At 71.3% G+C, this 21,540-nt stretch carries 19 protein-coding genes; 12 read left to right on the top strand and 7 right to left on the bottom strand.

Annotated features, from left to right (window positions below; genetic code table 11):
* Positions 1-91 precede the first annotated feature (91 nt).
* Positions 92-1,873 carry a biotin carboxylase N-terminal domain-containing protein gene (locus ACFJGV_RS05725; RefSeq protein WP_378147518.1) on the bottom strand — a complete coding sequence of 594 codons (1,782 nt, stop codon included), beginning with the start codon at positions 1,871-1,873 and terminating at the stop codon, positions 92-94.
* Positions 1,874-1,983: 110 nt separating this feature from the next.
* Positions 1,984-2,649, bottom strand: a complete 666-nt coding sequence (locus ACFJGV_RS05720) for a Maf family protein (RefSeq protein WP_378147516.1) — start codon at positions 2,647-2,649, stop codon at positions 1,984-1,986.
* 17 nt (positions 2,650-2,666) lie between these two features.
* Here ACFJGV_RS05720 and ACFJGV_RS05715 point away from each other — a divergent pair, with 17 nt between their 5' ends.
* From ACFJGV_RS05715 to ACFJGV_RS05700, 4 genes are all read left to right on the top strand, one after another.
* Positions 2,667-3,932: a class I SAM-dependent RNA methyltransferase gene (locus ACFJGV_RS05715; RefSeq protein WP_378147515.1), complete on the top strand. Its 1,266-nt coding sequence runs from the start codon at positions 2,667-2,669 to the stop codon at positions 3,930-3,932.
* A 96-nt stretch (positions 3,933-4,028) separates the two neighbouring features.
* Positions 4,029-4,697 carry a response regulator gene (locus ACFJGV_RS05710; protein ID WP_378147513.1) on the top strand — a complete coding sequence of 223 codons (669 nt, stop codon included), beginning with the start codon at positions 4,029-4,031 and terminating at the stop codon, positions 4,695-4,697.
* Positions 4,698-4,812: 115 nt separating this feature from the next.
* Positions 4,813-6,126, top strand: a complete 1,314-nt coding sequence (locus ACFJGV_RS05705) for a sensor histidine kinase (protein ID WP_378147512.1) — start codon at positions 4,813-4,815, stop codon at positions 6,124-6,126.
* Positions 6,123-7,118 carry a hypothetical protein gene (locus tag ACFJGV_RS05700; RefSeq protein WP_378147510.1) on the top strand — a complete coding sequence of 332 codons (996 nt, stop codon included), beginning with the start codon at positions 6,123-6,125 and terminating at the stop codon, positions 7,116-7,118. Before ACFJGV_RS05705 ends, ACFJGV_RS05700 begins: the two co-directional genes overlap by 4 nt.
* A gap of 298 nt (positions 7,119-7,416) precedes the next feature.
* Here the strand turns inward: ACFJGV_RS05700 and ACFJGV_RS05695 are convergent, their stop codons facing one another.
* The gene (locus tag ACFJGV_RS05695; protein WP_378147508.1) at positions 7,417-7,656 is read right to left on the bottom strand and encodes an acyl-CoA carboxylase epsilon subunit; all 240 of its coding nucleotides are present in this window, start codon (positions 7,654-7,656) and stop codon (positions 7,417-7,419) included.
* 42 nt (positions 7,657-7,698) lie between these two features.
* On the opposite strand from ACFJGV_RS05695, the gene ACFJGV_RS05690 reads away from it, so the two are divergent.
* Positions 7,699-10,236 (top strand): bifunctional lysylphosphatidylglycerol flippase/synthetase MprF, encoded by a 2,538-nt coding sequence (locus ACFJGV_RS05690; RefSeq protein ID WP_378147506.1) that lies wholly within the window; start codon positions 7,699-7,701, stop codon positions 10,234-10,236.
* Positions 10,237-10,346: 110 nt separating this feature from the next.
* On the opposite strand, the gene ACFJGV_RS05685 is transcribed toward ACFJGV_RS05690, so the two are convergent.
* Positions 10,347-11,960 carry an acyl-CoA carboxylase subunit beta gene (locus ACFJGV_RS05685; RefSeq protein ID WP_378148642.1) on the bottom strand — a complete coding sequence of 538 codons (1,614 nt, stop codon included), beginning with the start codon at positions 11,958-11,960 and terminating at the stop codon, positions 10,347-10,349.
* A 60-nt stretch (positions 11,961-12,020) separates the two neighbouring features.
* Between ACFJGV_RS05685 and ACFJGV_RS05680 the strand changes: the two genes are divergently transcribed.
* The 5 genes from ACFJGV_RS05680 (at position 12,021) to ACFJGV_RS05660 (ending at position 16,835) form a co-directional block, all read left to right on the top strand.
* Positions 12,021-12,833, top strand: a complete 813-nt coding sequence (locus ACFJGV_RS05680) for a biotin--[acetyl-CoA-carboxylase] ligase (protein WP_378147505.1) — start codon at positions 12,021-12,023, stop codon at positions 12,831-12,833.
* 29 nt (positions 12,834-12,862) lie between these two features.
* Complete coding sequence (locus ACFJGV_RS05675) at positions 12,863-13,615, top strand: PH domain-containing protein (RefSeq protein WP_378147503.1); 753 nt, start codon at positions 12,863-12,865, stop codon at positions 13,613-13,615.
* 36 nt (positions 13,616-13,651) lie between these two features.
* The gene (locus ACFJGV_RS05670) at positions 13,652-14,839 is read left to right on the top strand and encodes a 5-(carboxyamino)imidazole ribonucleotide synthase (protein ID WP_378147502.1); all 1,188 of its coding nucleotides are present in this window, start codon (positions 13,652-13,654) and stop codon (positions 14,837-14,839) included.
* Positions 14,840-15,015: 176 nt separating this feature from the next.
* A complete protein-coding gene (gene purE / locus ACFJGV_RS05665) occupies positions 15,016-15,483 on the top strand; it encodes a 5-(carboxyamino)imidazole ribonucleotide mutase (protein ID WP_378147500.1) in 468 nt (155 codons plus the stop codon).
* 53 nt (positions 15,484-15,536) lie between these two features.
* Complete coding sequence (locus tag ACFJGV_RS05660; RefSeq protein WP_378148641.1) at positions 15,537-16,835, top strand: LCP family protein; 1,299 nt, start codon at positions 15,537-15,539, stop codon at positions 16,833-16,835.
* Positions 16,836-16,932: 97 nt separating this feature from the next.
* Here the strand turns inward: ACFJGV_RS05660 and ACFJGV_RS05655 are convergent, their stop codons facing one another.
* Genes ACFJGV_RS05655 through rfbB form a run of 3 tightly spaced genes read right to left on the bottom strand, consistent with a single transcriptional unit; the run spans position 16,933 to position 19,924 of the window.
* Positions 16,933-18,072, bottom strand: coding sequence for a glycosyltransferase family 4 protein (locus ACFJGV_RS05655; RefSeq protein WP_378147498.1), 1,140 nt, complete (start codon positions 18,070-18,072; stop codon positions 16,933-16,935).
* Positions 18,072-18,923, bottom strand: coding sequence for a dTDP-4-dehydrorhamnose reductase (gene rfbD / locus ACFJGV_RS05650; RefSeq protein WP_378147497.1), 852 nt, complete (start codon positions 18,921-18,923; stop codon positions 18,072-18,074). The genes ACFJGV_RS05655 and rfbD overlap by 1 nt, the downstream gene beginning before the upstream one ends.
* Positions 18,924-18,934: 11 nt before the next feature.
* Positions 18,935-19,924: a dTDP-glucose 4,6-dehydratase gene (gene rfbB / locus ACFJGV_RS05645; RefSeq protein ID WP_378147496.1), complete on the bottom strand. Its 990-nt coding sequence runs from the start codon at positions 19,922-19,924 to the stop codon at positions 18,935-18,937.
* A 118-nt stretch (positions 19,925-20,042) separates the two neighbouring features.
* Between rfbB and ACFJGV_RS05640 the strand changes: the two genes are divergently transcribed.
* Together ACFJGV_RS05640 and rfbA are read left to right on the top strand one after the other, a co-directional pair.
* Positions 20,043-20,648, top strand: a complete 606-nt coding sequence (locus tag ACFJGV_RS05640; RefSeq protein ID WP_378147494.1) for a dTDP-4-dehydrorhamnose 3,5-epimerase family protein — start codon at positions 20,043-20,045, stop codon at positions 20,646-20,648.
* Positions 20,649-20,660: 12 nt separating this feature from the next.
* Entirely contained in the window at positions 20,661-21,527 is an 867-nt protein-coding gene (gene rfbA, locus ACFJGV_RS05635) for a glucose-1-phosphate thymidylyltransferase RfbA (RefSeq protein ID WP_378147492.1), read from the top strand.
* The last annotated feature ends 13 nt before the right edge of the window (positions 21,528-21,540 follow it).

Below are 21,540 nucleotides of genomic sequence, written 5' to 3'. Positions count from 1 at the left end.
GTCTCGCTGCCTCGGTGACGTGTCGCGCGGTCAATGGCGCAGCGGAAGGTCAGAGAGGCAGCGAAACCGAGGGGCGGATGCCCGGCGCGGGTCAGGCGATGGTGAGGAGGACCTGACCCGAGGGGACCGTCGTGCCGACCTGGGCGGCGATGTCTGCGACCGTGCCGTCCTTGTGGGCCGTGATCGGCTGCTCCATCTTCATCGCCTCGAGCACCAGGACGAGGTCGCCCTTGACGACCTGCGCGCCCTCCTCGACAGCGATCTTCACCACGGTGGCCTGCATCGGGGCCTTCACCGAGTCGCCGGTCGCGACGGAGAAGCCGCCCGCGCCCGCTCCGCGGCGGCGCGGCGCCGCGCCCGAGGAGCGACCGCCGTGGGCCGCGACGGACCGCGCCTCCGCGGCGACGAGTCGCGAGGGGAGCGCGACCTCGATGCGCTTCCCCTCCACCTCGACGACGATGGTGCGGCGCTCGGCCGGCTCCTGCAGCTCGTCGAGCGAGCCGCTCCACGGCTCTGCGGGGTTGGCGTACTCGGTCTCGATCCAGCGCGTGTAGACGGAGAACGGGGCACCCTCGGCGGTGAACGCGGGGTTGGTGACGATGTCGCGGTGGAAGGGCAGCACGGTGGGCAGCCCGGCGACCTCGAACTCGGCGAGTGCGCGGCGGGAGCGCTCGAGCGCCTCCTCGCGGGTCGCGCCGGTGACGATGAGCTTCGCGAGCAGCGAGTCGAACGCGCCGCTGATGACGTCGCCCGCCTGCACGCCGGAGTCGACGCGGACGCCGGGGCCGCCGGCGGGCTTGAACACGTGCACCGGCCCGGGGGCGGGCAGGAAGTTCCGGCCAGGGTCCTCGCCGTTGATGCGGAACTCGAACGAGTGCGCGCGAGGGGCGGGGTCGGCGTAGTCGAGGACGCCGCCCTCGGCGAGGCGGAACTGCTCGCGCACGAGGTCGATGCCCGTGACCTCCTCAGAGACCGGGTGCTCGACCTGCAGACGCGTGTTCACCTCGAGGAAGGAGACGGTGCCGTCCTTCCCGACGAGGAACTCGCACGTGCCGGCGCCGACGTAGCCCACCTCGCGGAGGATGGCCTTCGACGCGGAGTAGAGCAGCGCGATCTGCTCGTCGGACAGGAACGGCGCGGGCGCCTCCTCGACGAGCTTCTGGTGGCGGCGCTGCAGCGAGCAGTCGCGGGTGGAGACCACGACGACATTGCCGTGCTCGTCGGCGAGGCACTGCGTCTCGACGTGGCGGGGCTGGTCGAGGTACTTCTCGACGAAGCACTCGCCGCGGCCGAACGCGGCGATCGCCTCGCGGGTGGCCGACTCGAACTGCTCGGGCACCTCCTCGAGGGTGCGCGCGACCTTGAGTCCGCGACCGCCGCCGCCGAACGCCGCCTTGATGGCGACGGGCAGGCCGTGCTCGGCGACGAAGTCGAGCACCTCGCCGGCGTCCTTCACCGGGTCGAGGGTGCCGGGCGCCAGCGGCGCGCCGACCTTCTCGGCCACGTGACGGGCGGAGACCTTGTCGCCCAGGCGCTCGATCGCGTCGGGGGAGGGGCCGATCCAGGTGAGGCCGGCGCCGATCACGGCGCGGGCGAAGTCGGCGTTCTCGGCCAGGAAGCCGTAGCCGGGGTGCACCGCATCCGCCCCGGAACGGCGGGCGACGGAGAGGATCTTCTCGATCACGAGGTACGTGTCGGCGCTCGTCGAGCCGTCGAGGGCGTACGCCTCGTCGGCGAGCTGCGCATGCAGGGCGTCACGGTCCTGGTCGGCGTAGACCGCCACGGACCCGATCCCCGAGTCCCGGGCCGCTCTGATCACCCTGACGGCGATCTCTCCACGGTTGGCGACGAGGACCTTCGTGATACGCGGCATGAGAACCAAGCCTATTGGGGGGTCGCCGATCCGTTTTGGCGGAACGCCATAAAGATCGACCCTCGATCAGTCACCGTGTCTACAACACGGCCTCTCGCATCCGGATGCGGTCAGCGGTTCCAGAACGATGTCCAGTCGGCGCCGAAGCCGCGGAGGAGGTCGCGCACCACCGGCAGCGACATCCCGACCACGGCCGAGGGTGCGCCCTCGATCGAGCGGATGAACGGGGCCGCGAGGCCGTCGATGGTGAACGCACCCGCGACGAGGAGCGGCTCGCCCGAGGCGACGTACGCGTCGATCTCGGCGTCGGTGATGTCGTCGGCGAAGGTCAACCGCGCCTCGTCGACGCGGCCGGCCCCGTCGTGCCGGCGTCCGCCGCGGTGGTCGACGATCCAGTGGCCGGAGTGGAGCACACCCGATCCGCCGCGCTGGGCCAGCCAGCGGTCGCGCGCCACCTCGGGACGGTGCGGCTTGCCGTAGGCGACGCCGCCGAACTCGAACGCCGAGTCGCCGCCGAGGATGAAGCCGTCGATCGGCTCCCCCTCGACCTCGCCACCCACGATCGCCTCCGCCTTGAGGCGGGCGAGCAGCTGCACCATGGCGCCGGGCGAGAGCGGGCCGGTCTCTGCCTCGGCCTTCGCCACCTCCGCCTCCTCGTCGACGAGGGGCGGGATCACCACCGGCTCGATGCCGATCTGCCGGAGCAGGGCGAGTCGGGCCGGGGAGGTGGAGGCGAGGTAGAGGCGCACGGCTGCCTTCGCGGGGAGGCATCGCATCGTGAGACGATCGATGCATGGCTGGAACGACCGACGGGCTCGTCGAGCTCGACGTACTCACCGTAGCCCACGGGGGTGTCTCGGTCGCCCGGCTGGACGGCCGCGTGGTCTTCGTCTCCGACACCCTTCCGGGCGAGCGGGTGCTCGCGCGCGTGACCGACGACCGGAAGTCGTCGTTCTGGCGCGCCGAGACCGTCGAGGTGCTCGAGGCGTCGCCGCACCGACGCCCGCACGTCTGGTCGGCCGCGGCCGTGGAGCGCGCTCCCGAGGATCGCGCGGGCGGCGCCGAGTTCGGCCACATCGACCTCGCGCACCAGCGCGCGCTGAAGACCGATGTGCTGACCGATGCGCTGAAGCGCCAGGGCAGGATCGAGCGCGTCGTCGAGGTAGCCGCGCTCCCGGGCGACGACGGGACCGACGGGGCTGGCGGGACCGACGGCCTCCGCTGGCGCACCCGGCTCACACTCCATGCTGACGGTCGCGGCGCGCTCGGCCCGTACGCCGCCCGGTCGCATCGGTTGATCGACGTCGACGCGCATCCGCTGGCCACCCCGGCGATCGAGGCCGCCGCGCTCGCGGAGGCGCGCGCCGGGTCGTCGGCGCGCTCGGAGGGCGGGGAGGTCTCGTTCGCCGAGACCGCCGACGGCGACGTGCTCATCTCCTCCGGCCGGCACGACGACCCCATCGTGGAGCGGGTGGGCGACCGCGCCTTCCGTGTCGCCCGCACGGGCTTCTGGCAGGTGCACCGCGGAGCGCCGGCGGCGCTGACCGCCGCGGTGCAGGAGGCGGTCGACGCCGACCGCTTCGACCCCGCCGCCGCCAACCTCGACCTGTACGGGGGCGTCGGACTGCTGGCCGCCGCGCTCGGCGATCGCTTCGGTCGGGCCACCCGCGTGACCAGTGTCGAGAGCGATCCCGTCGCGACCGACTTCGCGCAGGAGAACCTCGCCGACTGGGTGGGCGCCTCCGCGCTGACCGCCCGCGTCGACCGCTACCTCGACCGGGTGGAGCGCACCGCGTCCGCCGCCGAGCGGCAGCGGCTCGCGGCGGCGACCGTCGTGCTCGACCCGCCGCGGTCGGGAGCGGGCAAGGCCGTGGTCGGGTCGCTCACGCGCCTCGGGGTGGCCCAGGTGGTCTACGTCGCCTGCGACCCGGTGGCGTTCGCGCGTGACGTCGCCCTGTTCGGCGAGGCCGGCTACACGCTCGACCGCGCCCGGGCGTTCGACCTCTTCCCGCACACCCACCACCTCGAGACCGTGGGCACGTTCACCCGGGCCGACTGATCCCCTCCGGACCTCCGGATCGCGGTGATGTCCCGCAGGGCCTGAGCCGACGTGCCGAGCGCCGCCCTCCTAGGATGTGGAGAAGGGGACCATGACATGGCAGACGAAGACGACCTGATCCGCGTGGCGATCGTGGACGACCACGAGTCCGTCCGGCTGGGCGTGCGCGCCGCGTGCGAGGACGCCGGGTACGAGGTGATCGCCGCCACCGCGTCGGTCGGCGAGCTGTGGACCGCGCTCGACGGCCGCGCCTGCGACGTGATCGTGCTCGACCTCAGCCTCGGCGACGGCTTCACCGTCACAGAGAACGTGCAGCACTCCCTCTCGCTCGGGGCCGCCGTGCTCGTGCACAGCATCGCCGACCGCGTCGGACTGGTGCGGGAGGCGCTCGCGGCCGGGGCGGCGGGGGTCATCCCCAAGGCCGTGCCGACCAAGACCATGATCGACGCCATCGGCACCGTGGCGCGGGGCGGGGTGCTGAACAACCTCGAGTGGGCCAGCGCGATCGACGCCGACCGCGAGTTCGGCAAGGCCCAGCTCGCGCAGCGCGAGCGCGATGTGCTGCACCTGTACGCCTCGGGACTGCCGCTGTCGCAGGTGGCGGCGCGGCTCAACATCAAGGTCTCGACCGCGAAGGAGTACCTCGACCGCATCCGCGCCAAGTACGTCGAGGTGGGCAGGCCCGCCCGTTCGAAGATCGAGCTGCTGCGCCGCGCGGTGGAGGACGGGATCCTCGCGCTCGACGAGCGCACCGACGACCGGTGACGAACGGATGACGGGCGACGGGGCCCCGGACGATCGGTCCGGTCGTGGTGCGCGACGCACCCGGCCCACCCGCGCCGTTCGGGGCACCCGCGCGACGGAGCGCCGCGGCTCGGGGGTGCGGACGCTGATCGGGGGACTCGACACCACGCGCTCCCGGGTGTCGACCAGGGAGCGCATCGACACCATCCTCGCCCGGCTCGTCGCGCTGTTCGGCTTCGTCTTCACGGTGCAGTCGATCCCCGCCATGCTGGGCGCGGCGAAGGGCGTCGGCCCCGTCTGGGCGGTGGTGACACCCACCTGGTGGATCGTGGTGATCGCCGCCGCCGCGGTGTGCTCGGTCCTCCGGCGCGGGGTCCGGGTCAGCGCCGGCGCCGTGGCGGTGAGCTTCGTGCTCATGATGGTGCTCTGGCCGCTCGGAGTGCCGGATCCCGCCGCGGCCGAGGGTGTGCAGCCGTGGATCTGGTACGTGCTCAGCCTCGCCATCGCTGCCGCGGCGATCGCCGTCCCGCCCTTCATCGCGGGCGGATACGCCCTGGCGGTGGCCGCGATCTACGTGGCGCTGCGTCTGTCGCCGGCCGGCGGCGCGGCGACGCCGATCCCCGTCGCGATCGAGACCGCCTACAGCGTCATCATCGGGATGTTCGTCGTCGTGGTGATCGGCACGCTGAGGGCGGCGGCGTCGAAGGTGGATGCGGCCCAGGCGCAGGCGATCGCCCACTACACCGTCGCTGCTCGGCAGCACGCGGTCGAGCTCGAGCGGACACGCATCGACTCGATCGTGCACGACCGGGTGCTGGCGTCGCTCCTCGCCGCCGCCCGCGCGTCGGGGGAGGAGCAGCGCGCCGTGGCGGTCGCGATGGCGTCGCGGGCGCTCGACGAACTGCGCGAGCTGGGCGCCTCGGATGACGTGGCGTCCGGGTCAGATGCCTCCGCCGCGTTCGATGCCGCGGGCACCGGGCTGTCGCCGACGGCGGATGCGGCGCCGGTCGAGCCGACGGAGTCCGGGCCGGACCTCCTCGAGCGGCTGCGCTGCCTCACCGCGGCCCGGCCCGGCGTCGAGTTCGACGCCCGCGACGTGCCCCCGGGCATCCCGGCCCGCATCGCGGACGCCCTCTGCGCCGCGACGGCACAGGCGGTCGAGAACAGCGTGTTGCACGCGGAACCGCCGGGAGCACCCGTGCTGGCCCGCCCCGTCCAGCGAGAGGTCGTCGTGACCCGGGCGGACGGCGGGGTGCGGGTGGTCGTCGCCGACACGGGGGCCGGGTTCACTCTCGCCGACGTCCCGCTCGATCGGTTGGGTCTCCGGGTCACGGTCGTCGAGAGGATGCGGTCGGTCGGCGGGGAGGCCGACATCGCCTCCGCGCCGGGTGCCGGCACGCGCGTCGCGCTCTCCTGGCGGCCTCACGGCGACGAGGAGGCGAGACGGTGATCGTCGTCCCGCGTCTGCTCCTCATCCTCCTGGCCGCCGCCATCTCGGCGTATCACGTGCTGCTCGGCCTCTACACGCTCCGCACTCCGGAGTCGCCCTGGCCGGTCGTCGTCGCCATGGTGCTGTACGCGCTGGCCACCCTGGTCAGCCTCTGGCCGGGGCGACGTCAGCGGATGCCACCCTGGCTGGCGGCCGGCGACGGCGCCGTGTCGGTGGTGATGCTCATCCTGGTGCTCAACCAGCTCGACCCGCGCGCCGACAACGGCTACGCCACCTGGCCCATCGCCGCCGTGGGCACGCTGATGACCATCGTGGTGGTGCGTCAGCGGGCCTGGTTCGCCTGGGGCGGCATCATCGTGCTCGCGCTCACGGTGTTCATCTGGGCGGATGACCCGGTCGCCCTCACCACCCTGGGCGTGGTCGGCAGCGCCGTCTTCGTGGCCGTCGGACAGGCGGCCACGCGCGCGATCGGGCTCTCCGCGCGCGACGCCCGGCTCTACGAACGGGCGGCCCGGCGCGCGGTCGAGTGGCACGCCCGCGAGGAGGCGGAGCGCAGCGAGCGGGGCGACCGCGTGCGGATGATGTCCACCGTGGCCACGCCGCTGCTCGAGCGGATCGTCGCCACCGGCGGCGTGCTCGATGCCGAGGAGCGCGCCGAGTGCTTCCGGCTCGAGGCCGCCCTGCGTGACGAGATCCGCGGGCGTCGCCTGCTCGACGACGAGGTGCGCCGCGTGGTCGCCGCCGCGCGACAGCGCGGAGCGGAGGTGAGTCTGCTCGATGAGGGGGGCATCGACGACCTGGACGACGACGACCGGTCGCGCATCATGGCCGAGATCGCCGAGCGCATCGGCGGCAGCGAGGCCGATCGGTTCGTCGTGCGCACCGGAGCCGCCGACGACGACGTGGCCGTCACCGTGGTCGGCCTCTCCCGTCAGCCCGACGAGGAGGAGGATGCCGTCACGCTGTGGCTGGAGATCCCGAGGCGCGCGTGACTCCGGGCCGCCGACGACGAAGGGGCCGGAGACGACGAAGGGGCCGACCTGACGGCCGACCCCTTCGCGAAGACTCCGAGTCAGGGCGATAACCCGAATACCGCCCTGACTCGCCCCCAAGCATCCGCCTGCTTACCCTGTTCAGCGGATGCCCGGCGGTGTTCCTCGGGTCGAAGACTGAGAGACACCTAGCACTGACTATGCTGCCGTCATCGAAAGGCCCCGTCAGTAGGGATTTAGGAGGACATTTCCTGCAAGGAGTTCAGGAATCGTCCAACCGACGTTCAGGAAGCGGCGCTCAGGAGGCACTGCCGAACGAGCGCCAGGCGTGACGACCCGGTTGCAGCGGCGGGCGCAGCGCGCGCTGGCTGCGGCTCCAGGCGGAGGGCGCGATCGCCGGCTCGTCGTGCAACGACTCGAGCTCGGCGGCGACGGCGGCCTCGACGACGACCGTGACCGCAGCGACCTCCTCCGGGGTGACCCCGGCGGTGAGGACCCGGATGCCGGAAGGGGGGTACTGCGCGGTCGAGTCGCTCACACCGACGAGGCTACATTAGTCACGACGACAAGGGGGCCCTGGATGCTGACGACCTGGACGGTTCTGCGCAGGTATCTCACGACCATCCCGCTCTCCCTCGGGTTCGCGGTGCTCCTCGTGGCGACCGCGCTCGCGGCGGGCACGTTCTTCGGCGAGCCGAGCGGTCCCACCCTGCAGGCCTGGGCCGCCGGTGTGACCACGACCATCGACCAGGGGCGCTGGTACACGATCTTCACGGCGCCCTTCATCCCGTGGGATCCGCCTCAGCTCATCGCCGGCATCGTGCTCTCCGTGGGCCTGCTCGGGATCGCCGAGCGGCTGCTCGGACGCATCCGGATGGTCGTGGTGCTCGTCGTGACCGGCGTCATCGGCGTGGGGCTCGGTGTCGTCGTGCAGTGGCTCGGGTCGGTCGCCGGCGAGTGGTGGTCCGACGGGACCTCGGCCGACCTCACGATGGACCCGCTGACGCCCGTCGCGGGCGCACTGATGGCCGCGACCGCCTTCATGGGGCCGCTCTGGCGGCGCCGCCTCCGACTCACCGTGTTCGCGCTGCTCGCCATGCTCGTCCTCTACGACGGCGACACGTCGAGCGTCTACAAGCTCATCGCCGCCCTGGCGGGCCTGGTGATCGGATGGATCATCTCCCCGCGCCGAGGCCACCTCACCTGGCATCGCAGCTCGTTCGCGGAGTCGCGCGTGCTCATCGCCACGATCGTCGTCGTCACCGCGATCGGTCCGCTCATCACCTACCTGCACCCCGACGTCGACAACCTCGGGGCGCTCAGCCTGATCTCGGGCCTGTTCGGACCGGAGGTCTTCCCCTCCGCCACCGACCTCGCCGACACCTGCGGCATCAGCAGCGCCGAGATCTGCGCCCAGCTGACGGCGTTCAGCGCCCTCGACAGCGTCGGCGCCGTGGTGATGACCTTCGTGCCCATCGCGCTCCTCCTCGTCGCGGCCTACGGGCTGCGCCGGGGCCGGCGCTTCGCGTGGGGCCTCGCGCTCGTGACGAACGCGGCGCTCGCCGCGATGGGCGCGTCGCTCGCCGCCCTGTACTACGGCCTGCTCGGTCCGCTGTTCGACCAGGCCGACCTCAGCGGCTTCGACATCGGCGACATGCTCGTCCTCGGCGGCTCGATCGTGCTCGTGCCCGTCGCCGTCATCGTCCTCCTCGTGGTGACCCGGAAACGCTTCTGGAACCCCGCGCCGCGCGAGGCCGTGATCCGCTTCTGGGTGACGATGGCGATCGTCCTCGTCGTCCTGGGAGTGGCCTACTACGTGTCGGCCCTCGTCACGATCGGCGAGTTCTCGCCGGAGACCTCCCCGGGCGCCCTCGTGCCCGACGTCTGGCGCCGGTTCCTCCCGGCCACTGCGCTCGGCATCATCGCGGCCATCCCGGTGCCCACGAACCCGATCACCCTCGTCCTCTTCCAGTGGGTGGGCCCCGTCTTCTGGGCCGCGTTCGCCATCGGCGCGGTCCGGCTCATGCGGTCCGACGAGCGCACCGTCGCCGTGGGCGACCACCAGCGCATCCGCGCCCTGCTCCGCCGCGGTGGCGGGGGCACGCTCGGCTGGATGACCACCTGGCCCGGCAACGTCTACTGGTTCCGCGAGGACGGCCAGGCGGCCGTGGCATACCGGGTGATCAACGGGGTCGCGATCACGATGTCCGACCCGGTGTGCGCGCCCGGTGAGGAGGACCGCACGATCCGCGAGTTCGCCTCGTACTGCGACCGGCACAGCTGGATCCCCGTGTTCTACAGCGTGCACCAGGACCTCCTCCCCGTCTTCACGGGCATGGGCTGGCAGCACATGTCGGTGGGCGAGGAGACGCTCATGCACCCGCAGACGCTCGAGATGACGGGCAAGCCCTGGCAGAACGTGCGCTCGGCCCTCAACCGCGGCACGAAGGAGGGCATGACCACCGTCTGGACCACCTACGACGAGCTGCCCCGCGCCACGATCGCCCAGATCAACGCCATCTCCGAGGCGTGGGTGTCCGAGAAGGAGCTGCCCGAGATGGGCTTCACCCTGGGCGCGCTCGAGGAGATCAAGGACCCCGACGTCAAGCTGATGCTCGCCGTCGACCCGGAAGGGCGCATCCACGGTGTCACCAGCTGGCTCCCGGTCTACCGCGACGGACGGCCGATCGGCTACACGATCGACTTCATGCGTCGCGCCGACCAGTCGATGAACGGGACCATGGAGTTCCTCATCGCCTCGGCGGCGCTCCACATGAAGGAGGAGGGCATCGAGGTGCTCAGCCTCTCGGGCGCGCCGCTCGCGAAGGCGCCCGTGCCGAAGGGCGAGGAGCCGCCGGCGCCGACCGTGATGACCGAGCTGCTCGACTTCCTCGCGAAGACCCTCGAGCCCGCCTACGGCTTCTCGACGCTGTTCCGCTTCAAGTCGAAGTTCAACCCGACCTACGTCGGCATCCACATGGCGTACCCCGACCCGCTGGCGCTGCCCACCATCGGCACCGCGATCGGCAAGGCGTACCTGCCGGGGATGACGACGCGCGAGACCGTCGCCCTCGTCCGCACCCTCGCGGGCGCCGGCTCGAACTCCTCGCCGAAGTAACCCGCCCGTCCCGCACCCCGGGGTTTGTCCAGGAAACCGTCGCTTTCAACGCGATTCGCGACGGATTCCTGGACAAAGCCCGGTGAGGCGGGCGGCGTGGACCCCCGGGATCAGAGGGGGATGTTGCCGTGCTTCTTCGGGGGCAGGCTCGCCCGCTTGGTGCGGAGGGCGCGCAGCGCCTTCACGACCGCGACGCGGGTGGCCGCGGGCTCGATGACGCCGTCGAGCTCGCCGCGCTCGGCCGCGAGGAAGGGCGACGCCACGTTGTACGTGTACTCGTTGGCCAGGCGGGTGCGCACGGCGGCGACGTCCTCGCCGGCCTCCTCGGCGCGCTTGATCTCGCCGCGGTAGAGGATGTTGACGGCGCCCTGGCCGCCCATCACCGCGATCTCGGCGGTGGGCCAGGCGAGGTTGATGTCGGCGCCGAGTTGCTTCGACCCCATGACGATGTACGCGCCGCCGTAGGCCTTGCGCGTGATGACCGTGACGAGCGGCACGGTCGCCTCGGCGTAGGCGTAGAGCAGCTTCGCGCCGCGGCGGATGACGCCGGTCCACTCCTGGTCGGTGCCGGGCAGGTATCCGGGCACATCGACGAGGGTGAGGATGGGGATGGAGAACGCGTCGCAGAAGCGTACGAACCGGGCTGCCTTCTCGCCCGCCTCGATGTTGAGAGTGCCCGCCATGACGTTGGGCTGGTTGGCGATGACTCCCACCGAGCGGCCCTCGACCCGCGCGAAGCCGATGACGATGTTCGGCGCGTAGAGCGGCTGCACCTCGAGGAAGTCGCCCGCGTCGACGATGTGCTCGATGATCGAGTGCACGTCGTAGGGCTGGTTCGTCGAGTCGGGGATGATCGTGTTCAGCTTGCGATCCGCATCCGTCGTCTCGAGCTCGACCTCGGCGTCGTAGACCGGGAGCTCGGCGAGGTTGTTGTCGGGCAGGAACCCGATGAGGGCGCGGGCGTAGTCGAGCGCGTCGTCCTCGTCGCTGGCGAGGTAGTGCGAGACGCCCGACACCTTGTTGTGGGTGAGGGCTCCGCCGAGCTCCTCCATTCCGACGTCCTCGCCGGTGACCGTCTTGATGACGTCGGGGCCGGTGACGAACATCTGGCTGGTCTTGTCGACCATGATGACGAAGTCGGTGAGGGCGGGGGAGTAGACGGCGCCGCCCGCGGCCGGGCCCATCACGATCGAGATCTGCGGGATGACGCCCGACGCCGCGGTGTTGCGGCGGAAGATCTCGCCGTACTTCCCGAGCGCGACGACACCCTCCTGGATGCGCGCACCGCCCGAGTCGAGCATGCCGATGATGGGGACGCCGGTCTTGAGCGCGAGGTCCATGATCTTCACGATCTTCTCGCCGGCGACCTCGCCGAGGGAGCCGCCGAAGATGGTGAAGTCCTGCGCATACACGGCGACCTGGCGGCCGTGGATGGTGCCCGTGCCGATGACGACGGCGTCGCCGTAGGGGCGGGAGCGCTCCATCCCGAAGGCGTGGGTGCGGTGGCGGACGAACTCGTCGAGCTCGACGAAGCTGCCGTGGTCGAGGAGGGCCTCGATGCGCTCGCGCGCGGTCTTCTTGCCCTTGGCGTGCTGCTTCGCGATGGCGGCCTCACCCGACGCGGTCACTGCCTCGTGATAGCGGTCGCGGAGATCGGCCAGCTTGCCCGCCGTGGTGGAGAGGTCGGGCGGAGTCGTGGTCTGGTCGTCGGTCACGCCGTTCACTCTACAGTCGCGCTCCTGCGCCTCCTCGTTGACGAAACCCACAAACGGTAGCGTGGGAACATGCCCATGCCGCTGTCGTCCTCGCTGGTCCCGCGCCTGGAGTGGCTCGAGCGGACCGGCTCGACCAACGCCGACCTGGTCGCCTGGGCGAGCGGACCCGCCGCGGCGGACTGGCCCGACCTCTCGGTGGTGGCGACCGACGACCAGACCGAGGGGCGCGGTCGCCTGGGCCGGGTCTGGATCGCGCCGCCCGGGAGGACGCTCGCCGTCTCGGTGCTCGTGCGGCCGGCGCCGGCCACCGTCGCGCCCGCGGTGATCGGGCTGCTGCCGCTGATCTCGGGCGTCGCCATGACGTCGGTCGTCCGCGAGCTCGTGCGGCCGGAGGACGGCGACCGCCCTGCGACGGGGATGAAGTGGCCCAACGACGTCCTCATCGGGGGCCGCAAGGTGGCGGGCATCCTCGGCGAGGCGCTGCCGGACGGCCGCGGCGCCGTGATCGGCGCCGGCCTCAACCTCACCCTCTCCGACGACGAGCTGCCCACACCTGTGTCGACCTCGCTGGCGCTCGAGGGCGTCGACGAGCTGTCGACGGACGCGGTGCTCGCCGCCTACCTCCGCGAGCTCGCGACGCGTTACCACGACCTGGTCGCCGCGGGCGGCGACGCCGAGCGCAGCGGACTGCTCGCCGCGGCCCGCGAGCTGAGCGCCACGCTCGGCCGCCGGGTGCGCGTCGAGCTGCCCGACGGCGCCGTCCGCGAGGGGACGGCGGTCGCGCTCGACGCCCTCGGACGACTCGAGGTCGAGGAGACCGGCGGCGGCCGGCTGATCGTCTCGGCGGGCGATATCACGCATCTCCGGCACAACGACAGCTGAAATCGGGGAACTGCCCGCACAATGGCAGCATGCCGAAGTCCGCTGGAGACACCGACGACCTCACGTCGGCCTTCGGCGACGGCGCGTGGGACGACCGCTCCGCGTACGGCGAGACGGTCGCGCATCCGCGTCCCCAGGCCGGTCGACAGCGGATCGCCGCGAACGACCAGGCGTCGACCGAGCGCTTCGGCTGGGGTGCGGCACGGCCTCAGCAGGCCGCCCGTCCGCCGCAGCAGCAGTCGGTGCTCGGCGCATCCGCGTCGCCTCACCCGTGGCCGCTCGCGCCGCTGAGCTCCGAGACCGCCCCCGTGCCCGAGCGCATCCTCGCTCGGATGCGCCCCCACGGCAGGCGGCTCATCCTGCCCGTGCTCGTGCTGTTCGCGGTGAGCGGCGCGTTCGGCTGGTTCTACGGCTCGTTCGCCGAGGAGTGGCAGAACATCGCCGTTCTCGCGGGCGCGGTCGCCGCCGTGGTGCTGCTGGTCCTCCTGCCGTACCTGGCCTGGCTCGGGCACCGGTACACGATCACGACGCGCCGCATCATCGCGCGCCGGGGGCTCCTGGTGCGACACCGACAGGACGTCTTCCTCGCCCGCGTCACCGACGTGCGCCTGCGTCGCGGGCCCCTGCAGGCGATGGTCCGCTCCGGGGACGTGCGTGTGGTCGCCGGGCCCGACCTCACCGTCGTGTTGCAGGACGTCCCGTCCGCGACGCTCGTCTCGGCGCTGCTCGGCGACCTCACCGAGCATCCGACCGCGACCTGGTCGCTCGGCGCCGAGGGCTGACCGGGCCCGTCGCCCGCCGGTTCAGTCGAACCTCTGATGCGTGCCGCCCGGACCTCGGCTGCGCGCGGCGGCCCGAGTAGGCTGGACGCCGTGCTGAGAGTGGGCGTGATCGGTGGCGGACAGCTGGCGCGGATGATGATCCCGCCCGCGATCGAGCTGGGGATCGACATCCGCGTGCTCGCCGAGGACGAGGGGATGGCCGCGCAGATCGCGGCCTCGCAGGTGGGCGACTACCGCGACCTCGATACGGTGGTCGCGTTCGCCGAGACCGTCGACGTGGTCACCTTCGACCACGAGCACGTCCCGCAGAGCGTGCTGCGCGAGCTCGTCTCCCGCGGGGTCGCGGTGCACCCTGGTCCGGATGCGCTGCAGTACGCCCAGGACAAGATCCGCATGCGCGAGGGGCTGGCCGCGCTCGGCGTACCCATCCCCGACTGGGCCGCGGTGTCGGATGCCGCCGCCCTGCAGGCCTTCCTCGACGACCACGGCGGCGCCGGGGTCGTGAAGACGGCGCGCGGCGGCTACGACGGCAAGGGCGTGCGTGTCGTGCGCGCCGCCTCCGACGTGGAGGACTGGTTCGCCGCCCTCGACGAGGACGGCCGCGGGGGAGCGCTGCTCGTGGAGGAGCTGGTGTCGTTCCGTCGCGAGCTCGCGCAGCTCGTGGCCCGGCGGCCCTCCGGCGAGACGACGCTCTGGCCGGTCGTCGAGACCGTGCAGCAGGACGGCGTCTGTGCCGAGGTCTTCGCGCCCGCCCCCGGCGCGGCGGAGCGCCTCGCCGAGATGGCGGCGCGCATCGGGCTCGAGATCGCCGAGGGCCTCGGCGTCACGGGAGTGCTCGCCGTCGAGCTGTTCGAGACCGACGACGACCGCATCCTCGTCAACGAGCTCGCCATGCGCCCGCACAACAGCGGGCACTGGAGCATCGACGGGTCGACGACGAGCCAGTTCGAGCAGCACCTGCGCGCCGTGCTCGACCTGCCCCTCGGCGCGACCGGGGTGCGCGAGCCGTGGGCGGTCATGATCAACATCCTCGGGGGGCCCGAGACGGCGACGCTCGACGAGCGCCTGCCCGGAGCGCTCGCCGACCAGCCGCAGGCGAAGGTGCACCTGTACGGCAAGAGCCCGCGTCCGGGCCGGAAGATCGGGCACGTCACCGCGACGGGCGACGACCTCGACGACGTCACCTACCGCGCCCGCGCTGCCGCCGCCTTCTTCCGCGAGTGAGCCCCGCGCGCTCGCCATCCCTGATCCGTCACTTTCGGCTAGTGCGGCGGCCTCGCACTAGCCGAAAGTGACGGATCAGGATTCCTCGCCCACGCCGAGCGGGTACGGAGGGATCCCAGGGTGGCCGACCTAGAGTGTCATCCGTGTCATCACCCGCGCCCGTCGTAGGAATCGTCATGGGTTCCGACTCCGACTTCACCGTCATGAAGGACGCCGTCGAGGTCCTCGACGACTTCGGCGTGCCCGCCGAGGTGCAGGTGGTCTCCGCGCACCGCACCCCCGAGCGCATGATCGACTACGGCCGGACGGCGAGGCTCCGCGGCCTCCGCGTCGTCATCGCGGGCGCCGGCGGCGCCGCGCACCTGCCCGGCATGCTCGCCGCGGTCACCACGCTCCCCGTCATCGGGGTGCCCGTGCCGCTGGCCAGGCTCGACGGGCTCGACTCCCTGCTCTCGATCGTGCAGATGCCCGCCGGCATCCCGGTGGCCACCGTCTCGATCGGCAACGCCAAGAACGCGGGCCTGCTGGCCCTCAGCATCCTCTCGATCGCCGACGACGGGATCGCCGACCGCCTCGCGGGCTATCGCGAAGAGCTGGTCGAGCTCGTCGATCGGAAGAACAACGACCTCCAGGAGCGCCTGTGACGACGCTGACCGCGAGCCCCATCCGCCACCCCGACCTCGGGTCGGAGAAGGCGATGACCGTGCGCGGCTGGTGGCTGGTCGTCATGAACGTGCTGATCCCCGGATCGGCGCAGGTGCTCGCGGGCAACCGGCGGCTCGGCCGCTTCGGCCTGGTCTTCACCCTCTTCATGTGGCTGCTGCTCATCGTGACGGTGATCGTCGGCCTGGTCTCGCGCTCGACGCTCATCGGTCTGGCGACGATGCCGGTCGCGCTGACGATCCTCCAGGTGATCCTCGTCGCGTACGCCCTGCTCTGGATCGTGCTCACGTTCGACACGCTCCGGCTCGTGCGCATCATCCGCGTCACCCCACAGGCGAGACCCCTCATCGCGGCGTTCGCCGTGATCCTGCTCTTCGTCTCGGCCGGATCGGCCGCCTACGGCGCCTCGCTCGCCGGGTCGCAGCGCGACCTGCTCAACGCGGTCTTCAACGTGCAGGCTGCCGCCGAGCCGCCGGTCGACGGGCGCTACAACATCCTGCTCCTCGGCGGCGACGCCGGGCCCGACCGCGAGGGCATGCGACCCGACTCGCTGTCGGTGGTGTCGATCGACGCGGAGACCGGCAAGGCCACGATGTTCGGCATCCCGCGCAACCTCGAGAACGCGCCGCTGGCGGAGGGGTCGCCCCTCATCGGCTCCGACTACGCGCCCGACGGCACATACGACTGCGGTGACCAGTGCCAGATCAGCTTCCTCTACCCGCGCGTCGAGGCGTACGACCAGGACCTCTACCCGAACGCCGAGGCCGAGGGCTCGCTGCCCGGCATCGAGGCCACGAAGGATGCGGTCGAGGGTGTGCTGGGCATCACCATCCAGTACTACGTGCTCATCGACATGCAGGGCTTCGCCGACCTCATCGATGCGCTCGGCGGGGTCGACATCGACGTCGCCGAGCGCCTGCCGATCGGCGGCGACGAGGACCTCAACGAGGTCGAGGGCTGGATCGAGCCGGGCATGCAGCACATGGACGGCGACCTCGCCCTCTGGTACGCGCGCTCACGCCACACCACGAGCGACTACGACCGCATGGAGCGTCAGCGTCAGCTGCAGGAGGCGATCCTCGCGCAGTTCGACCCCGCGAACGTGCTGTCGAAGTTCCAGGGCATCGCCTCGGCCGGCGCCCAGGTCGTGAAGACCGACATCCCGCAGTCGACCCTGCCGTTCTTCGTCGAGCTCGCGATGAAGACGAAGGACCTCCCCATCGACTCGGTCGAGCTCACGCCGCCCCTCATCGACCCCGAGGACCCGGACTACACCGTCATCCACGACACGGTCTCGGCGGCCCTGGCCCCCGCCACCCCGGCCCCCCAGTAGCCCCCGTTTCGCCACGCTGCTGGCGTTTCGCCACGTGCATGCGCATGGCGGAACGCCAGGAGGGTGGCGGAACGTCAGAAGGGACGCGGGACCGACGTCAGAGGTCGGCGTGGAGCTGCCAGACCTTCTCGGCGGAGTCGCGCCAGGAGAAGGAGCGGGCGCGGTCGAGGCCCGAGATCGTCAGACGCTCGGCGAGTGCCGCATCCGTCGTGACAGCCTCGATCGCCTCCGCGATCTGCGCGGGATAGTCGTCGGCCGTCGTGCGCTCGATCACGTAGGTCGCGCCGGCGCCCACCTCGACGAGCGCGGGGACGTTCGCGTGGATGACGGGTGTGCCGAGGCTCATCGCCTCGACGACGGGCAGGCCGAAGCCCTCGGCCAGGCTCGGGTACACGAACGCCGTCGCCCGCTCGATGACGAGGGCGAGGTCGCTGTCGCTGAGGAAGCCGAGCACCCGCACACGAGACGCGTCGACACCGGCGGAGGCGGCGACCTGGAGCACGTCGACGTCGCCCCAGCCCTGGGGTCCGGCGATGAGCAGCGGTAGATCGCCCGACTGCGGCAGGGCGAGGGCGCGGATGAGCAGCTCGAGACCCTTGCGGGGCTCGAGCGTGCCGACGGCGAGCAGGTAGCGGTCGGGCAGCTCGAGCGCGCGGGCGCGCGCCGAGGCCTGCACCGGCACCTTGAGCGCCGGGCTGACCGCACCGCCGATCACCCGGATCCGGTCGCCGAATGAGAAGTAGCGGTCGAGGTCGGCGGCCACGGCATGCGTGGGCACCACGATGGCGTCGGCGTACTTGGCCGCGCGCTTGGCCATCGCGCGGTGCCAGGCGACACCCCGCGGGGTGAGCGCATCCGGATGCGTCCACGGGACGACGTCGTGGATGGTCACGGCCACCTGGGTGCCGAGCTGCTCAGCCCGGTTGTGCCGGCGCAGCGGCGCCATGAGGCTCGTCGCGTGCACCATCCCGTTGCCCGACGACCCGATGACCCCGTGCTGCCATGCGGCCGTCAGCTCGCGCCGCGGCAGCGTCGCGCGGTGGAGGTCGGCGAGGCCCGGGAGGGACTCGCGGATCTCGGCGGCGCGCTCGTCGGAGATCTTCGACACGATCCCCTCGACGTCGCATCCACGCGGAGCTGTCGCGATGAGCTGACGGGTCAGTTCAGTGGTGTAACGACCGATTCCCCCCGGAACATCCGCGACGAGCTGATCGACGATCACTCGCAGCGTTGCCATCACTCTCCAAAGACTCCCGAGGTCGCCGCCTCATGCAGGGCGGCCCGCCAGTCGCGCATGGGCGCGAGACCTGCTCGGGACCACGCGTCGTGTCCGAGTACGGAGTACGCGGGACGCGGGGCAGGACGGACGAACTGCGAGCTGTCGGTGGGTTCGACCTTATCAGGGGACAGTCCGGCTTCCTGGAAGGTCGCCTGGGCGAACTCGAACCAGGAGGCGGTGCCCGCGTTCGTGCCGTGGTAGATCCCCGCCGGGGCGCCGGAGTCGGCCAGCAGCACGAGCTGACGGGCCAGATCGGCCGTCCATGTCGGCTGTCCGACCTGGTCGGCGACGACGCTCACGGTGTCGCGCTCGCGCCCGAGGCGGAGCATGGTGGTGGGGAAGTTGGGGCCGTCGGCGCCGTACAGCCATGCGGTGCGAACCACGTAGCCCCGGGCGGGGTTGAGCCGCAGCACGGCCTCCTCGCCCGCGGCCTTGGTGCGGCCGTAGGCGTTGAGCGGATCGCGCGGCTCGTCCTCGCGGTACGGAGTCGTGGCGTCGCCCTGGAAGACGTAGTCGGTCGAGATCTGGATGAGCGTGGCGTCGTTCGCCGCCGTCGCCAGCGCGAGGGTCTCGGCGCCGGTCGCGTTGACCGCGTAGGCGGCCTCCTCGTCGGTCTCGGCGGCGTCGACCTTCGTGTACGCCGCGCAGTTGAAGACGACGTCGATCCCGGCCAGCGCGGCCGCGACGGCCGCCGGGTCGGTGATGTCGAGGTCGGCGCGCGAGAGAGCGACCACGTCGCGGCCCTCGAGGGCGCGCTGGAGGTCGTGCCCGAGCATCCCGGAGGCGCCGGTGATGAGGTATCGCGTCACGGTTCGGTGCCTCAGACCAGAGCGGCGCGGGCCTTGAGCGGCTCCCACCAGGCGCGGTTGTCGCGGTACCACTGCACCACGTCGGCCAGGCCCTGCTCGAACGGCACGAGGGGCTCGTAACCGAGCTCGGCCTGGATCTTGGAGATGTCGACCGAGTAGCGCAGGTCGTGCCCGAGACGGTCGGCGACGCGGTCGACGTACGACCAGTCCTTGCCGGTGGCGTCGAGGAGCAGCTGCGTGAGCTCCTTGTTGGTCAGCTCGGTGCCGCCGCCGATGTTGTAGATCTCGCCGGCGCGGCCGCGGGTGAGCACCATCGCGATGCCGCGGGTGTGGTCGTCGACGTGCAGCCAGTCGCGGATGTTGTTGCCCTCGCCGTAGAGCGGCACGTGCTTGTCGTCGATGAGGTTGGTGACGAAGAGGGGGATGACCTTCTCGGGGAAGTGGTAGGGACCGTAGTTGTTCGAGCAGCGCGTGATCGAGAGGTTGAGGCCGTGCGTGCGGTAGTACGAGCGGGCGAGCAGGTCGCTGCCGGCCTTGGACGCCGAGTACGGCGAGTTCGGCTCGAGCGGGCGATCCTCGGCCCACGAGCCCTCCGCGATCGAGCCGTAGACCTCGTCGGTCGACACGTGCACGAAGCGGGGCAGGTCGTGGCGGAGCGCGGCGTCGAGCAGCTGCTGCGTGCCGAGCACGTTGGTCTCGACGAAGATCGACGCGTCGCGCACCGAGCGGTCGACGTGCGACTCGGCGGCGAAGTGCACCACGGCATCCAGACCCGGGAAGAGGTCGTCGAGCAGCTGGCCGTCGCGGATGTCGCCCTTGACGAACGTGAGCCGCGGCGAGTCGGACACCGGAAGGAGGTTGTCGAGGTTGCCGGAGTAGGTCAGTGCGTCGAGCACCACCACCTCCGCGCCCTCGAGGCCCGGGTAGGCGTCCTCCAGCGTGCGACGCACGAAGTTGGAGCCGATGAACCCGGCGCCGCCGGTGACCAGGATCTTCTTCATGTGGGTGGGTACTCCTCGCTCGATGACCCGTCGATTGTAGCGGGCGAGTCTCCGCACACCGGAACGCACTGGCCGGGCGACCGGGGCTGACAGGCCCTTCCTCGGTAGACTTCGGGGCGTGGACATCCGTGAGCTCTCGATCCCCGACTCCTACGAGATCACGCCGAAGCAGTTCGGCGACGACCGGGGAGTGTTCCTCGAGTGGTACCGGTTCGATCGCCTCGAAGAGGTGATCGGGCATCCGCTGAACCTGGCGCAGGCGAACACCTCGGTGTCGAAGCGCGGAGTCGTGCGCGGCATCCACTTCGCCGACGTGCCGCCGAGCCAGGCCAAGTACGTCACGTGCACCTACGGCGCCGTGCTCGACTTCATCGTCGACATCCGCGTCGGGTCGCCCACCTTCGGCCAGTGGGACAGCGTCCTGCTCGACGGCGTCGACCGCCGTGCGGCCTACATCGCCGAGGGCCTCGGCCACTGCTTCGTCGCGCTCACCGACGACGCCACGGTCAGCTACCTCGTGAGCGCGCCGTTCAACGCGCCGCGTGAGCACGGCATCAATCCGCTCGACGAGGAGGTCGCGCTCCGCTTCCCCGAGGAGGCAGGCGAGCTGCTGCTCTCTCCCAAGGACACCGACGCGCCCGGGCTCGCCGAGGCGCGCGAGCAGGGGCTGCTGCCCGACTACGCGGCCGCCCGCGAGTTCTACGCGAGCCTCGCCACCCGATAGGATCACGGACTCATGCGCGGAATCATCCTCGCCGGCGGCTCCGGCACCCGGCTCTGGCCCATCACCAAGGGCATCTCGAAGCAGCTCATGCCCATCTACGACAAGCCGATGGTCTACTACCCGCTGTCGACGCTGATGATGTCGGGCATCAACGAGGTGCTCATCATCACGACGCCGGAGTACAACGAGCAGTTCCGCTCCCTGTTCGGCGACGGATCTCAGCTGGGCATGCGGATCGAGTACGCGGTGCAGCCGAGCCCCGACGGGCTCGCGCAGGCGTTCATCATCGGCGAGGAGTTCATCGGCGATGAGTCGGTCGCCCTCGTGCTCGGCGACAACATCTTCCACGGCGTGGGCCTCGGGTCGTCGCTGCGGGCGAATGGCGAGATCGAGGGCGGGCGGATCTTCGCGTACCACGTGTCGAACCCGCGCGCCTACGGCGTGGTCGAGTTCGACGACGACTTCACCGCGCTCTCCATCGAGGAGAAGCCCGAGGTGCCGAAGAGCAACTACGCGGTGCCCGGGCTGTACTTCTACGACAACGACGTGATCGAGATCGCGAAGTCGATCGAGCCGAGCGCGCGCGGTGAGCTCGAGATCTCGACGGTCAACGAGCGCTACCTCGAGGCGGGCCGACTGGCCGTGCAGGTGCTCGACCGGGGCACCGCCTGGCTCGACACCGGGACCTTCGAGTCGATGATGCAGGCCTCCGAGTACGTGCGCGTGATCGAGGACCGTCAGGGCTTCAAGATCGGCTGCATCGAGGAGATCGCCTGGCGCGCGGGCTGGATCGACGACGCCCAGCTCGAGGCTCTCGCGACGCCGCTGACGAAGAGCGGATACGGCACGTACCTGCTGAACCTGCTCGCGTCGAGCTGACCGTTCCTGGGGA

The sequence above is a fragment of the Cnuibacter sp. UC19_7 genome (genome assembly GCF_042699995.1).
GTDB lineage: Bacteria > Actinomycetota > Actinomycetes > Actinomycetales > Microbacteriaceae > Cnuibacter.
This window is presented reverse-complemented; position numbering and strand designations above follow the sequence as displayed.